Here is a 13923-nt window from a genome sequence, read left to right as displayed (position 1 = left end):
AAGGAGACAAATGGGTGCGGCCAGCAGGGCAGACCAAACGTTCGAACAGCTGGAGAGGCTCATTGTGGAGCTCAGCAGGCAGGACGTGGACCGGTTGCCACCCGAGACGGAGCTCAGCCAGAAATTCGGCGTTTCCCGGGCGACGGTCCGGGAGGCGCTCGGCCGGCTTGAAGCTGCTGGAAGGGTGCAGCGAAAGCGGGGAAGAGGGACAATCCTGGTGCCGCTGGCGCGGCCGGCCATACGCTACCCGGCCAATATCATCGGCTCCTTCGCCGACTTCCTCAAGGAATCCGGTGTGGAACACAAACTCCTGGAGTTTTCCGTGACACATGTGGAGCTTGAGGAGGAAATCGTCAGGATGTTTGATGAAGGCAAATTGTCGAATTCAGGCTTCCGAAGTGTCAGGTGCTACGCCCTCGGCGACGTGCCGGCCGCACTCCTGTACCACCTTCTCCCGGCAACAATCCAGGGACAGCCACTTTCGGTGGAGAAGCTGCGTGGCGACATCGTTCCCTTCCTCGAGTCCGTGCACAACGTGCAGATCGACAGCGTCACCAGCGCAATCACGGCAGAGGAAGCTTCCGAGGATGTGGCCAGGCAGCTGGGCCTCAAACCAGGAAGCGCCGTGCTGGTGATGTACACCCGCGTCATCGACAGCGAAGGCGCAACACTCGCATTGGGCGCGCTGGCATTTAATCCGGCGGTTGTCACTCTCGGTGTGGAGGCCCTGGAGCACGTAACTGCAGGCGGCCAGTTGCAGTTCCCGACTGGATGGCTGCAAGGCAATATCGCCACCCGAAGTCCCGCAAGGAGGGAAAAGAATGAAACACATTGATGTCCACCAGCATCTTGGTCCTTGCAACGTATTCGATTTGGAGGTCACGAAAACCCAACTAGCGGCCGCCATAGACGAGACGCCGCTGGAGGGTTGCATTGTTCAGCCTTTCCCGGGAGCTGCTGACGCTCGTTTGCAGCATGACGCCATCGCGGACCTCGCCAGGACGGCTCCCTTCAAAATCTGGGGCATCGCCAGCATCAACCCGCATATTCCTGATGATGGGTACCGCAGCGAGATCCGCCGCTGCGTCCAGGACCTGGGTTTTGTTGGGGTGAAGCTCCACTCCATCGGCCACGCTGTCCATCCAGGCAGCAAGGATGGGCGCAAGGTCTTTGAAGCCGCCCAGGAACTGGGCGTTCCGGTCATGGTGCACACGGGGGACGGGGTGCCCTTTGCGGACCCGACGGCGGTCCTGGGTCCGGCACAGGAGTTCCCTGATGTAACCATAGTGTTGGCGCACGCCGGCATGTCCACCTTTGCCGGCAACGCCATCGCTGTGGCGCGTGTCTGCCCGAACGTCTACCTCGAACCGTCCTGGTGCAAGACGCCGGAAATCGGAGCCATGATCCAAGTCCTGGGCGCGGACCGCGTGATGTTTGGAGCCGACCTGCCCTACAACGTCAGGCCGGAGAAAGAGAAATTCCAGGCCCTTGGACTGTCACAGCGCGACCTCGAAGCAGTCATGTGGGGCACAGCCTCCGACGTCTTCAAACTGCAATGACAGACGTGATGGTGCGGGTCAGCGTCATGATGATTGTCGCCCCGAAGGAAACCGAGGAAGTGATTCGCCGGTTCCATGACTCTTTCTACCCGGCGATCTGCCGCCAGGACGGGTTTCTCGAATGCATCCTGTTGCGGGAGACAGACCGCAGCGATATCCACGGGGATCAGCACTTGCGCATGGATATCAGCTTTCGCAGCGAGCGGGAGAGGCTCAACTGGGTGGAGACGGACCTGCACGATGAGGTGTTTGGGCTCCTGGTGGAGAACGTTGCCAACTACAAACCGCTGCATTTCTCTGCCGTATCAGCGCCGGGAGGGGCGGACGGTTGATCGTGGATTTGCCGAATGAGCTGGGGGTGTCATCGCGATCGCCTTGCCCGTTCCGGCGGAGCGCGCCGAATCAACGTGGACTGGGCCTCCATCACACGGCATGCTTCCGCCCCTGAGAGAGGACAGCTCATGAGAAGGCTCCAACTGGAAACGATTACCGAGCTGCAGGCACCGGCCCCAAAAGTCTTCGACTTCGTCGCGGACAACACTAATGCCCCCAAGTGGCAGAGCGGTATCGAGGAGATACGGCGTATCACTCCAGGTCCTCTCGGCGTAGGCACGGAGCATGAACTGACGCGGCGCTTTGCCGGGATGAAGATCGTGGGACGTAACCGCTTCACGGCCTACGAGCCGGGCCGCTTCGTAGCCTTTGAGATCCCGTCGGGCAAGATGGACGGAGTGGCCTCCTATCTGGTTGAGCCCACCGGCCCCGACTCATGCCGGCTCATCAGCAACGTGGACTTCCAGGTGGCGGGCTTGGCCCGGTTCGCCGTTCCCCTTCTGAAGCTGATCTTCAAGCGGGACGACGAGAAGGCCCTGGCCAAGCTCAAGGTCCTGATGGAGCGCCCCTGATCTCCACCCACACCAGCGGACTCTTGCGGTGATCCGGCAGGTCGCCGACTCTGCACCGAGTGCGCGGGCCGCTGAAGTTCATCTCGGCGCGCGGCTCTGGGTGCGGCGGCTACGCCTCCCGTTCCTCCCGCTGGAACGCCCGCACCGCCTCGCCCACGGTGGGGTAGAAGTGTTCGGGGGAGAAACGGGCGCCCATGCCGTACCGCAGCAGCCTGTCCTTGACCGGGCCCTTCATCTCCGCGAACACCAGCTCCACGCCGTGCCGGTCCAGCCATTCGTCCAGCTGGATCAGCTCGTCCAGGGCGGTGGTGTCGATTCCGGTCACGGGCTCGGCCGCCAGCACCACGCGTTCGGTGCCCGGCGGGGCCTCGTCCAGTGCATTGCGCACGAAGGAGCCCAGGAGCGCGCCGTTGCCGAAGAACAGGGGTGCGTCGAAGCGCAGGATCAGCAGGCCGGGGACGCGCTCGCCGTCGGGGTGGCGGCTCACGTCCTGGTAGCCGGGCATGCCGGGCACGTCCACCAGTTCGGCACGGTAGGGGTCCCAGGCCCGCCGCAGGAAGTCCAGGATGGCCAGGCCGACGGCGACCACGATGCCGGCCGCTGCGGCGATGACGATGGCGGCCAGGGTGGTGGACGGCAGGAACTCGGTGACCCCGGGCGCCGCAAGCATGAAGCCGAGCACCAGGACGGCCCCCACCACGCCCGTGAGCTGGGATTTCGCCCCCGACTCCACCGCCACCGGCGTGCGGGAGGTGCTGGCCGAAACCGGGAAGCCGCCCAGCAGGCCGCTGGCCGCGTTCGCCGCGCCCAGGGCCGCCATCTCATGGTTGCCGGAGACCTTGCCGTTCCGCGCCGCGGCCAGGGACTGGGACAGGGTTCCGGTGTCGACGAAGACGATCAGCGCGATGCCCGCGGCGGCGGGCAGCAGTGCCAGGACGTCGGCCCAGCCGATCCCGCCAAGGGCCGGCGCCGGCAGCCCCTGAGGGAGGGCCCCGGTCACGTCCACGCGGTCGCGGAGTCCCAGCAGGGCCACGGCGAGGCAGGACACGACGACGGCGATGAGCACGCCCGGGACCTTCCACTGCAGCCACCGCGGCACCAGGATGAGCGCCAGCGAGGCCAGCCCCAGCAGCAGTGCCGCCATGTTGGTTTCGCCGGCGAGCACCTTCGGCACCGCGGCGAAGAGCTTGTCCCAGGGCGTCTCGCCGTCGACCGAGATCCCCAGGAACGTGGGAACCTGGGAGGCCACCACCAGCAGGGCGATGCCGTGGAGGTAGCCAAGCCGGATGGGTTTGGACAGCAGTCCCGTGACGATGCCCAGCCGCAGCGCCGAGCCGACCAGCATGATGGCGCCGATCAGGATGGCCAGCAGGCCCGCCAGCGCCACGGATCTCTGTTCATTGGCCGCGGCCAGGGGAACGAGGGCCGCCACGATCATGGGGGCGAGTGCCGAGTCCGGGCCCAGCACCAGCACACGTGAGGGCCCCACGGCCGCGTAGGCGATCAGGGGCACGACGGTGGCGTAGAGGCCGGTGACCGGAGGGAGGCCGGCGGCCTGCGCGTAGGCCATGCCCGCGGGGACCAGGACCGCGAAGAGCGCGGGCCTGCCACCAGGTCTTGGCGCAGCCACTCAACTTTGTAACCGCGAAGCGACGGCGGGATCCACCAGGATCGACGCTTTCCGGAGCGGTGCATGCACCGATCATGGCCCATCCTGTCCTGGCCCGCCATTGTGCACCGCCCTGAAGGCGGCGGCATTAGGTGTACCCGCATATTGACTGCCCGCGGCCGGAGGAATAGCTTCTGCGGTAACGGAGTTTACTGCCCCGTTTCCATGGATTTAGGGGCCGGATCTGGGCCGCTCCTGCACGGCAATGGAGCCAGGTGAGGAGGATTCTGCGCGGACGCCATCCTGCTTCAAAGGTACCCGGGCTCCGCGGGTACCTTCCGGATGGCCACAGAAATCGGGTTAGGGATCCAGGGAAGGAAAGACCATGCCGAAGTATCTGTTTGAAGCGACGTACGTGGGCCAGGGCATCAAGGGGCTCATGCAGGAGGGCGGTACCGCACGGCGTGACGCCCTCACGGAGGCCTTGGCCTCGGTGGGAGGAACGCTGGAGTGCTTCTACTACGCCTTTGGTTATTACGACGTCCTTGGCGTTTTCGAGGCGCCGGATGATGCAAGTGCCGCAGCATTGTCGCTGCTGATCAATTCGACGGGGAACGTCAACGTCCGCCTGAAGCCGCTTTTGTCCGTGGAGGACATTGACGAAGCCGCCAAGAAGACGCCGTCCTACCGCGCGCCGGGACAGTAGTAGGGCGCCTGGCACCGTGGCCAGCGGTCCGCCGTCGTAACCTACGACGGCGGCCCGCTCGCTGCCCGGTTTTATGTGCGGCCAGGGACCAGGTCGCTGGAGCGTGGCACGGCAGTACTGCTACGGACGATGAAGTCGGTACTGATGAGTTCGTGAAGGTTATCCGGGGGCGGGGACTCTTGAACGCCGGGCATGGCGGCAGGGCCACTTTCAGCCGCACCGTTAGAAGGCACCGCCGTCTCCGACAACTTCTGCAGGAGCCGCCGTGCCGCCAGCTGTCCTTGCTTGCGGGGAAATTGCTGGATGGTGGTCAGCCCGAAAGTCTCGCCGAGTTCATGCCCGTCGATGCCCACCACGGACAGGTCCTGCGGCACCTGGAGGCCAAGGTCCCGTGCAGCAAGCATCACGCCGATGGCCATCTCGTCGGAAGCGGCAAAGACAGCGGTGGGGCGTTCAGGCATGGCGAGGAGCGTCCGGGCTTTTTGGTAGGCATCCTGCAGGGTGAAGTCCGACGCGATGATCCACTCTGGCCGGATGGGTGTCTTGGCTTTTTGCATCTCGTGTTCGAAGCCGGCCTGGCGCTGGTCCGTCAGTTTGAAGTCGCGGTAGGGGTCGGTTCCTCCGCTCACATGGGCGATTTTCTGATGGCCAAGGCCCAGAAGATGCCCGGTGGCCAGGGAAGCTGCGGCGAAATGGTCGATCCCGATGGTTGGGACCCCCGGCATGGGTCCGCCGATGCCCACTACCGGGCGGCGGATTGACAGCATGCGCGTCAGTTCCTCTGTTGTCAGCTCGAGTGAGACCGGCAGCACCGCGTCCAGGCGCTGCCTCATGAGGAAATCCCCGAGCACCGCGTCCTGATGATCGCGGTCGCCAAAAATGTTGTACAGCGCCAGATCGTAGCCCACCGTAATGAGTTCCTCGCCAATTCCTGCCACCACTTTGGCGAAGTACCAGCGGTCAACCGACGGCACGATGACGCCGATGATGCGGCTGCGGCCTGTAACCAGGCTCGAGGCGTTATAGGAACGAACAAAGTTGAGCTCCTTGGCCGCGGCCAGCACCCGGGCCCGGGTTGCGGCTGCCACCGAGCCGTTGCCACTGAGCGCGCGGGAAGCGGTGCCCACGGAGACGCCGGCGCGGGCAGCAACTTCCTTTATGCCTGTCACGGTCAACTTTCCTCACCTTGGAGCCGCGCCTGTACGGCGCAGGGAGCAGCCGCTATGACTCCTCGTCTTTTCACGGTAGTGGAAAGACTGCCCTTCTGCAGAAGGCGGCACAGCGGCCAACGGCTCCAATTGCGGCTGTCCAGCAGCGAGCTAAGCCTCCTTCCCCACGAATAATGTAAACGTTTCTATGTCTGAAGTTTCCCTGTTTTCCGGGGATCTTTTCCGGTCGATGCCTCATCTATACGCTATTTGAGCTGCTGCTAGACGTCGTGGTTGGAAACGCTTACACTAGTTCGTGACACAGGTCACGCTCGCCGCCTTGCTGAGGCAGGTGACGCGCATTCCTCTTTCAAAGGAGAAACAGATGAGTAGGATTCAGGGCGCCGTCGCGGTTACCGCCACCGCGATGCTGCTGCTTACCGGGTGTGCAAACGCTACCCAGGCAAACCAGCCGGCCACATCATCACCGGCTGCGGCGGGGTCCACCGCAGCCCCGGAACGGGCGGACGCCGATCTGGTGATTTGGACCGACAACTTGAAAGCCGATTCGGTGCGCGCCTTCGCGGACGACTTTGCGGCCGACAACGGCATCAGCGTGGCCGTCCAGGTGGTGTCAGGTGAGTTCCAGACTGCCCTTGTGACAGCAAACGCTGCGGGCAACGGGCCCGATGTGTTCACCGGCGCACATGACATGATCGGCAATCTCGTGCAGAACGGCTCCATCGATCCACTGCAGATAGCACCGGATCAACTCAAGGGCTACACCGAAACAGCGGTCAAGGCCGTGACCTACAACGAGTCCGTGTACGCGCTGCCGTACGGGATCGAAACGCTTGGTCTCTTCCGCAATACAAGCATCGTCCCGGAGGCCCCGGCGACTTTGGAGGATGCCTTCGCCACAGGCGCGGAGGCTGTGGCTGCCAAGAAGGCAGAAGTTCCATTCAGCCTGCCGCAAGGGAACAGCGGTGACGCCTACCATATGCAGCCGTTGTACACCTCGATGGGTGGCTATCTCTTCGGTGCAACAGCCCAGGGCGACCCGAATCCCTCCGACCTGGGCGTCGGAGGTGAAGGTTCCGTGGCCGCCGCCCGGAAGATCCATGAACTCGGGGAGGCGGGAAGCGGCGTCCTGAAACGCTCTATCAGCGTGGACAATTCGATCTCTTTGTTCGCTGACGGCAAGGCCCCCTACCTGGTGGCGGGCCCTTGGGCCCTGAACCAGGTGGAGAAGGCGGGAATCCCCTTCGAAGTAACACCCATCCCCGGCTTCGAGGGACAGGCTGCTGCCCGGCCCTTCGCCGGCGTCCAGGGCTTCTATGTGGCATCGAACGGAAAGAACGAAGCCTTCGCCCATGAGTTCGTGGAGAACGCGATGAACACCGAAGAGGGCATGACGCGGATGTTCGAAGGAGCGAAGCTGCCGCCCACCATGACGTCCGTTCGGGAGAAAGTCGCGGGCCAGAATCCTGCCATTGAGACGTTTGCCTCCGCAGCGGAATCCGCCCAGCCTATGCCGGCGATTCCGGAAATGGCTGCCGTTTTCGCACCCCTTGGCCAGGCCTTCGCGGCGATCGTTGGCGGCGCTGAGCCGGAAAGCACCATGCGCGCGGCCGGGGAAACCATCGCTGCTGCAATCGGCAAGTAGGAAACGGACCCGGGGGCCGATGCACATGTCTTCGGCCCCCAGGGCCATGCTGCCCGGATTGGAATCCAGGAGAACCCCATGATCGAAACACTTAAACGCCTGCAGCGCCCCTCGTCGCCTGCATCAGAGCAGTCCGGCACAGGCCGTGAACGTACCACCACACCTGTGGCCCTCTTCGCCAAAATCCTTGCACTGGGCACTGTTGTTGGCTCAGCGGCTGCCCTCACCCCTGCCCTCATCGCTACAGGGCGGTGGGGATTCCTCGCAGCAATCTGGGTCGTCGCCGGGGTTCTGCTGCTGACCTACATCACCGGTCGTGGGGTGCCGGCCAAGTATCTGGTGCCCGGAACACTCCTTCTGGTGGTCTTCCTGGTGTATCCCATCGTGATGACGTTCCAGATGTCGACGACGAACTTCGGCGATGGAACACGGACGTCAAAAGAAGAAACTATCTCCCAAATTATCGGCGCCTCGGTGGTCCAGAGCCCTGACTCCCCGCGCTACAACCTCTCGATAGCCACTGAAGGGAACCCCACCACGGGGCCGTTCGCTTTTCTCCTCGTTGAGCCCAAAAGCGGAGATGTGTTCCTCGGTACTCCTGATGACGGGCTTCAGGAGCTTGACCCGGCAGACGTTACCGTTGCCGGCGGGTTCGTCACCGAGGCGGACGGTTACGAGCTCCTGACGCCGCAGCAGGTCAACAGCGCGAGCGAAGAGCTAAAGGAATTTGCGGTACCCACCGATCGCGGTGCCATTCGGCAGTTGGGCATCCGCCAGGCGTTCGAGGGCGCTTCGCCGCTCAAGTACGACGAGGCGCGCGACGTCATCGCCAACACGGCCACCGGTGTGGATTACACCCCGGTCCAGCAAGGCGACAGGGAGTACTTCGTTGACGCGGAGGGTAAGCGGTTGTCCGACCAGTCCTGGCTGGCCAACGTGGGCTTTTCGAACTATCTGCGCGTCTTTTCGGACACCAGGATCAGCGGTGATTTCCTGCAGATCTTCGCCTGGACGTTCATCTTCGCAACAGTGTCCGTAGCAGGAACGTTCCTGCTTGGGCTGGGGCTGGCTACCGCACTTAACGATCCGCGGATCAAAGGACAACGCTTCTACCGGGCCATCCTCATCCTGCCCTACGCGATCCCGGGATTCATCGCCCTGCTGGTCTGGTCCAGCTTCTGGAACAAGGACTTCGGCCTGATCAACAGCGCCTTGGGACTGGACCTGAACTGGCTCGGTGAACCCTTCCTGGCGAAGGCGGCCATCCTGCTGACGAATTTCTGGATGGGGTTCCCTTACATGTTCCTGGTTTGCACCGGGGCCCTCCAGGCCATCCCGGCCGACCTCAAGGAAGCATCACGGATCGACGGCGCCAGCGGTTTCCTGGGCTTTCGAAAGATCACGTTCCCGTTGCTCCTGGTGACTGTTGCCCCGCTGCTGGTATCCACATTCGCCTTCAATTTCAACAACTTCAACGCCATCTATCTGCTGACAGAGGGCGGACCGTTCGATCCCGCGAACCCGACGGCGGGAGCAACTGACATCCTGATCAGCTACACCTACCGCCTGGCCTTCGGCGGGCAGGGCGCACAGCTCGGTTTTGCCGCGGCCGTGTCCGTGCTGCTGTTCGTTGTCACCGGCATCATCGCCGCCATTCAGTTCCGTTTCACGCGCACCCTGGAAGAGGTGAACTGATGTCGTCTTCCCAGACACGTCTTGCTGAAGTACCGGTCCAGGAGCCGCACCGTACCCCCGAATCCCGGCGCAGGCAACACCGCAGCCGATGGTTTGCCGAAGTGGGGTGGCGCCACCTCGTGGCAATTGCTGCGGTGTTCATAGCCCTGTTCCCCGTGTTGTTCATTGTCTCGGCGGCGCTGAACCCGCTGGGCACCGTGGCCTCCACCAGCCTGATTCCCCGTGAAGTGAGCCTGGTGCATTTCCAGGCCCTCTTCACGGACCCCAACCGGCCCTATCTGCGGTGGTTCGCCAACACGCTGATCATCAGTACGGTGGTCACGCTGGGGCAGATCCTGTGCAGCGCCCTGGCCGCCTACGCCTTCTCCCGGTTCCGCTTCAGCGGCCGGCGGATCGGCTTGCTCAGCCTGCTCCTCATCCAAATGTTCCCCCAGTTCCTCGCTGTAGTGGCGTTGTACCTGATGTTCACTGCCATCGGGGAGGTCATTCCCCAGCTCGGCCTGAACACCCTCCTGGGTTACGGACTCCTGCTCATGGGCGGGGCGCTCTCGCAGGTGTGGCTGATCAAGGGATTCTTTGATTCGGTGCCGAAGGAACTGGACGAGGCGGCCACCATGGACGGGGCGGGCCACGCCACGGTGTTCTTCCGGGTCATCTTTCCGCTGATAACGCCGATCCTTGCAGTCACCGGCCTGTTGTCCTTCATCGGTGTGCTGGGCGAATTCGTCCTGGCATCAATCTTCCTCACCGATAACGACGTCAAAACCCTGGCCGTCGGCCTCTACGCCACCATCGACGCCGACCGGTCGGGCAACCTGGGCGTCTTCGCCGCGGGGGCCCTCCTGACCAGTTTGCCCGTGGTGCTGCTGTTCCAGTTCCTGCAGAAGTTCATTACCGGGGGACTCACCGCCGGGGCGGTCAAGGGATGAGCACAACACAGCTCTGGGACCAGCCGCACCATGACGGCTCGGCGATGTACGTTTCCAATCCCAACCCTGAACTGGGGGAGACGGTCACGGTTTTCCTTCGGGTTCCCCGCGCCAGCGGTGTAACGAAGGCCCTGCTCCGCATGTGTATCGACGGCGAACAGGCCCTCCTGGCGGCGGGCATTGACCGGGAAAACAGCCATGAATTCTGGCTGCGTGCTGATTTCCCCATGGAGAACCCGGTTGTGAACTACCGGTGGCTGCTCGACGGCCCGCCCAGCGGTTACCAATGGTTGAACGGGACCGGCCTGCACACCGGTGACGTCACGGACGCCAGCGATTTCCGTATCACCGCGTACGCCCCGCCGCCGGCCTGGGCGAACAGTGCAGTTCTGTACCAGATTTTTCCGGACAGATTCGCAAAGTCCGTCGACCGGCCGGCGCCCGACTGGGCCATCCCCGAGGACTGGGGAAACAAGGTCATCGGACGGGGACCCGAGACCCCTTACCAGTACTTCGGCGGAGACCTCGACGGGATCACCGCCCGCCTCGGGCACATTGCGTCCCTGGGGGTGGACACCGTCTACCTGACGCCGATCTTCCCTGCACGGTCAAACCACCGGTATGACGCGTCCAGTTTCGACCAAGTGGATCCGCTGCTTGGCGGCGACCAGGCGCTGCAGCGACTGTCCGGTGCTTTGCATGCCCGGGGCATGCGCCTGCTGGGCGACCTGACCACGAACCATTGCGGGGATGCCCACGAGTGGTTCAAGACCGCGGTTGCGGATCCGGACAGCGTCGAAGCAGGATTCTTCCTCTTCACCAACCACCCTGACGAGTACGTGTGCTGGTTCGGGCACAAGTCCCTTCCCAAGTTCAACCACGCCAACCCGGAACTGCGCCGGCGCCTCTACGAGGGCAAGGAATCCGTGGTGGCCCGCTGGCTGGGGCCGGGCGGGTTTGACGGGTGGCGCATCGACGTCGCCAACATGACCGGACGGCACGGGACCACCGACCTGAACCACATGGTGTCCACCACTCTCCGCCGCACCATGGCCGAAACCGAACCGGACGCGCTGTTGCTGGCTGAACACAGCCACGATGCATCGCAGGACCTGCAGGTGGATGGCTGGCACGGCGTGATGAACTATGCCGGTTTCACCCGCCCGGTATGGCAATGGCTGAAGCCGGCAGCCCCCGTTCCGTTCGAGGAGGGGCCGTTTGTTGCCATTCCGCGGCTCTCGGGGACGGACATTGTGGGCTCCATGCGTGCCTTCGCGGCGGCCGCTCCCTGGCGGGCCACTGCGCACGCCCTGAACCTGGTGGGTTCCCATGACACCTTCCGGATCAGCACCTTGCTCGGTGACGCGGGCCTCGTCACGGTGGCCTTTGGCCTGCTGGCCACCATGCCCGGCATCCCGATGTTGTGGGCGGGAGATGAGATCGGGCAGGAGGGCGATAACGGTGAAGACGGCAGGCGCCCGTTCCCCTGGGACAACCTTGGCGAGTGGGACCATGACCGGCTCGTCGCCACCCGTGCCCTTTTCCAGGCGCGGAAGCAGTCCGAAGCCCTCCGGCAAGGCGGACTGCGGTGGCTCACCATCGGCGAGGACGCCTTCACGTTCCTGCGTGAATCGCCCCATGAAACGGTCCTGGTCCATGCAGCCCGGGCGGACCACGCCGCCATCAAAATGCCGGCCCGCGTTGTCGGCCCCCACCTTCGCGGGCTGGCAGGAACCCCGGACCTCCACGGGGACACCGGGGGAATGATTACCCTGCCCAGCCACGGGCCCGGCCTTGCCATCTGGCGCTGTGACGCGCCAGCCACAGGATTCGAAAGGAACCATCAATGACTGTCTCATCCCACTCGCGGCAGAAGACCCGCCAACTTTCCCCGGCCCCCGACTGGTGGCGCCAGGCGTCCGTTTACCAGATCTACCCGCGCAGCTTCCATGACAGCAACGGGGACGGACTGGGCGACCTGCCCGGTATCACGGCCAAGGTGCCCTACCTGAGGAAGCTGGGCATCGACGCCGTATGGCTGAGCCCCTTCTATCCCTCCGCGCTCGCGGACGGAGGTTACGACGTCGACGATTACCGCAACGTGGACCCCCGGCTGGGCACCCTGGCCGACCTCGACGAGATGACCGCGGCGCTGCACGAAGCAGGCATCAGACTGATTGTCGACATCGTTCCCAACCATTCATCCGACCGCCACGAATGGTTCCGCGAGGCGCTGGCTTCCCCCGCCGGTTCTCCGGCCCGGGACCGCTACATCTTCCGCGACGGGCTGGGACCCGGCGGGAACGAGCCGCCGTCGGACTGGCAGTCGATCTTCGGCGGTTCCGCATGGGAACGAATCACGGAACCGGACGGTACGCCCGGGCAGTGGTACCTCCACCTGTTCGCCAAGGAGCAGCCCGACTTCAACTGGGACAACCAGGAGGTCCGGGAAGACTTCCTCACCACCCTCCGGTTCTGGGCCGACCGCGGTGTTGACGGGTTCCGCGTGGACGTGGCGCATGGCCTGACCAAGCACCTTCCCGAGACCCTGCCCGCTGAGATCGAGATGCCGGGCATGGCCTCCGAGCACGGGCAGCACCTGTTCTGGGACCGTGACGAGGTCCATGACATCTATGCCCAGTGGCGGCTCGTGTTCAACGAATACGATCCGCCGCGGATGGCCGTAGCCGAGGCATGGGTCCACCCGTCCCGGCGGGCCCGCTACGCCAGCCCGGAAGGCTTGGGGCAGGCCTTCAACTTCGATCTGCTGACGGCGGACTTCGACGCGGCGGAGTTCCGCTCATCCATCACCAGGAACCTCGCCGAAGCTGACGCCACAGGCGCCTCTTCCACCTGGGTGTTCTCCAACCATGACGTGGTCCGCCACCCCACCCGCTACGGGCTCACCGCGGTGCCGGTGCCGGCGGCGGCCGCGGAGACGGAGACTGGCACGCCGATGGCTGGCGGAGCACACGATGGCAAAGCGTGGCTGCTGGCCGGCGCGCCGGAGCACGAACTCAACCGGGACCTTGGATTGGCCCGCGCAAAGGCCGCCACGCTGCTGATGCTGGCCCTTCCCGGATCCGCCTACCTGTACCAGGGGGAGGAACTGGGGCTGCATGAGGTGACGGACATCCCGGATGAGCACCGCCAGGACCCCGCATTTTTCCGCAACCCCGGCGTGGACATCGGACGGGACGGCTGCCGTGTGCCGCTTCCCTGGGACGCCGGTTACACCGCATTCGGGTTCAGCGGCACTGGGGCGCACCTGCCCCAGCCGCAGTGGTTCAGCAGGGTGGCAGCAGAACTGCAGGAAAGGAATCCCCGATCCACCTTGAATCTGTACCGGAAAGCCCTCTGGCTCCGCGGGATTCTGCAGGGACCGGAGGAACTGCAGTGGATTGAGGAAGCTGATCCGCAGGTCCTTCACTTCGCCCGTCCGCAGGGCTGGCACAGCGTCACCAACTTCGGCGACAAGCCGGTGCCGCTGCCCGCTGGCCTGGTGCTCTTGTCCAGTGGCGTCCTTCCCCAGGACGGAACACTGCCGCCTGCCACTACCGTGTGGCTGACCCGCTAGTCATAGCAGGACGGGCCTCCACCTCCGCACGGGCCACCCTCTCTCACCTCCTGCAGTAAATTGGGCAACCCTCTCTCACCTCCTGGATCTGCTTAAGCTACCGGATGCACGCTGCCGCGGCAGCACAGC

Annotated in this window: 12 protein-coding genes; 10 read left to right on the top strand and 2 right to left on the bottom strand. The window is 64.1% G+C overall.

Annotated elements, in window-relative coordinates; all coding sequences use genetic code 11:
- Window positions 1–10: 10 nt before the first annotated feature.
- The 4 genes from AC5RT3_RS17830 (at window position 11) to AC5RT3_RS17815 (ending at window position 2464) form a co-directional block, all read left to right on the top strand.
- Entirely contained in the window at window positions 11–835 is an 825-nt protein-coding gene (locus AC5RT3_RS17830) for a GntR family transcriptional regulator (RefSeq protein ID WP_494052476.1), read from the top strand.
- Window positions 822–1559 (top strand): amidohydrolase family protein, encoded by a 738-nt coding sequence (locus tag AC5RT3_RS17825; RefSeq protein ID WP_494124810.1) that lies wholly within the window; start codon window positions 822–824, stop codon window positions 1557–1559. The genes AC5RT3_RS17830 and AC5RT3_RS17825 overlap by 14 nt, the downstream gene beginning before the upstream one ends.
- Window positions 1556–1891: a hypothetical protein gene (locus tag AC5RT3_RS17820; protein ID WP_494012047.1), complete on the top strand. Its 336-nt coding sequence runs from the start codon at window positions 1556–1558 to the stop codon at window positions 1889–1891. The genes AC5RT3_RS17825 and AC5RT3_RS17820 overlap by 4 nt, the downstream gene beginning before the upstream one ends.
- Before the next feature lie 129 nt (window positions 1892–2020).
- Window positions 2021–2464, top strand: coding sequence for an SRPBCC family protein (locus tag AC5RT3_RS17815; protein ID WP_494052473.1), 444 nt, complete (start codon window positions 2021–2023; stop codon window positions 2462–2464).
- 109 nt (window positions 2465–2573) lie between these two features.
- Here the strand turns inward: AC5RT3_RS17815 and AC5RT3_RS17810 are convergent, their stop codons facing one another.
- A complete protein-coding gene (locus tag AC5RT3_RS17810) occupies window positions 2574–4094 on the bottom strand; it encodes a SulP family inorganic anion transporter (protein WP_494124809.1) in 1521 nt (506 codons plus the stop codon).
- Between the two features lie 364 nt (window positions 4095–4458).
- Here AC5RT3_RS17810 and AC5RT3_RS17805 point away from each other — a divergent pair, with 364 nt between their 5' ends.
- Window positions 4459–4779 (top strand): GYD domain-containing protein, encoded by a 321-nt coding sequence (locus AC5RT3_RS17805; protein WP_494012044.1) that lies wholly within the window; start codon window positions 4459–4461, stop codon window positions 4777–4779.
- Between the two features lie 71 nt (window positions 4780–4850).
- Here AC5RT3_RS17805 and AC5RT3_RS17800 read toward each other — a convergent pair whose 3' ends face one another.
- Window positions 4851–5948, bottom strand: a complete 1098-nt coding sequence (locus tag AC5RT3_RS17800) for a LacI family DNA-binding transcriptional regulator (RefSeq protein ID WP_494052471.1) — start codon at window positions 5946–5948, stop codon at window positions 4851–4853.
- Between the two features lie 364 nt (window positions 5949–6312).
- Here AC5RT3_RS17800 and AC5RT3_RS17795 point away from each other — a divergent pair, with 364 nt between their 5' ends.
- The 5 genes from AC5RT3_RS17795 (at window position 6313) to AC5RT3_RS17775 (ending at window position 13794) form a co-directional block, all read left to right on the top strand.
- Window positions 6313–7593 (top strand): sugar ABC transporter substrate-binding protein, encoded by a 1281-nt coding sequence (locus tag AC5RT3_RS17795; RefSeq protein WP_494124808.1) that lies wholly within the window; start codon window positions 6313–6315, stop codon window positions 7591–7593.
- A gap of 78 nt (window positions 7594–7671) precedes the next feature.
- Window positions 7672–9288: an ABC transporter permease subunit gene (locus tag AC5RT3_RS17790; protein WP_494052470.1), complete on the top strand. Its 1617-nt coding sequence runs from the start codon at window positions 7672–7674 to the stop codon at window positions 9286–9288.
- Window positions 9288–10217, top strand: coding sequence for a sugar ABC transporter permease (locus AC5RT3_RS17785; protein WP_494052469.1), 930 nt, complete (start codon window positions 9288–9290; stop codon window positions 10215–10217). Before AC5RT3_RS17790 ends, AC5RT3_RS17785 begins: the two co-directional genes overlap by 1 nt.
- On the top strand, window positions 10214–12067 hold the full coding sequence (locus AC5RT3_RS17780; protein WP_494052468.1) for a glycoside hydrolase family 13 protein: 1854 nt from the start codon (window positions 10214–10216) through the stop codon (window positions 12065–12067). The genes AC5RT3_RS17785 and AC5RT3_RS17780 overlap by 4 nt, the downstream gene beginning before the upstream one ends.
- Window positions 12064–13794, top strand: coding sequence for a glycoside hydrolase family 13 protein (locus AC5RT3_RS17775; protein WP_494124807.1), 1731 nt, complete (start codon window positions 12064–12066; stop codon window positions 13792–13794). The genes AC5RT3_RS17780 and AC5RT3_RS17775 overlap by 4 nt, the downstream gene beginning before the upstream one ends.
- Window positions 13795–13923 lie beyond the last annotated feature (129 nt).

Source organism: Arthrobacter sp. Y3221159 (genome assembly GCF_059089885.1).
This window is presented reverse-complemented; position numbering and strand designations above follow the sequence as displayed.

Coding starts and splice junctions, on each gene's coding strand:
- AC5RT3_RS17830 (WP_494052476.1), top strand. CDS start 11: ATGGGTGCGGCCAGCAGGGCAGACCAAACGTTCGAACAGCTGGAGAGG.
- AC5RT3_RS17825 (WP_494124810.1), top strand. CDS start 822: ATGAAACACATTGATGTCCACCAGCATCTTGGTCCTTGCAACGTATTC.
- AC5RT3_RS17820 (WP_494012047.1), top strand. CDS start 1,556: ATGACAGACGTGATGGTGCGGGTCAGCGTCATGATGATTGTCGCCCCG.
- AC5RT3_RS17815 (WP_494052473.1), top strand. CDS start 2,021: ATGAGAAGGCTCCAACTGGAAACGATTACCGAGCTGCAGGCACCGGCC.
- AC5RT3_RS17805 (WP_494012044.1), top strand. CDS start 4,459: ATGCCGAAGTATCTGTTTGAAGCGACGTACGTGGGCCAGGGCATCAAG.
- AC5RT3_RS17795 (WP_494124808.1), top strand. CDS start 6,313: ATGAGTAGGATTCAGGGCGCCGTCGCGGTTACCGCCACCGCGATGCTG.
- AC5RT3_RS17790 (WP_494052470.1), top strand. CDS start 7,672: ATGATCGAAACACTTAAACGCCTGCAGCGCCCCTCGTCGCCTGCATCA.
- AC5RT3_RS17785 (WP_494052469.1), top strand. CDS start 9,288: ATGTCGTCTTCCCAGACACGTCTTGCTGAAGTACCGGTCCAGGAGCCG.
- AC5RT3_RS17780 (WP_494052468.1), top strand. CDS start 10,214: ATGAGCACAACACAGCTCTGGGACCAGCCGCACCATGACGGCTCGGCG.
- AC5RT3_RS17775 (WP_494124807.1), top strand. CDS start 12,064: ATGACTGTCTCATCCCACTCGCGGCAGAAGACCCGCCAACTTTCCCCG.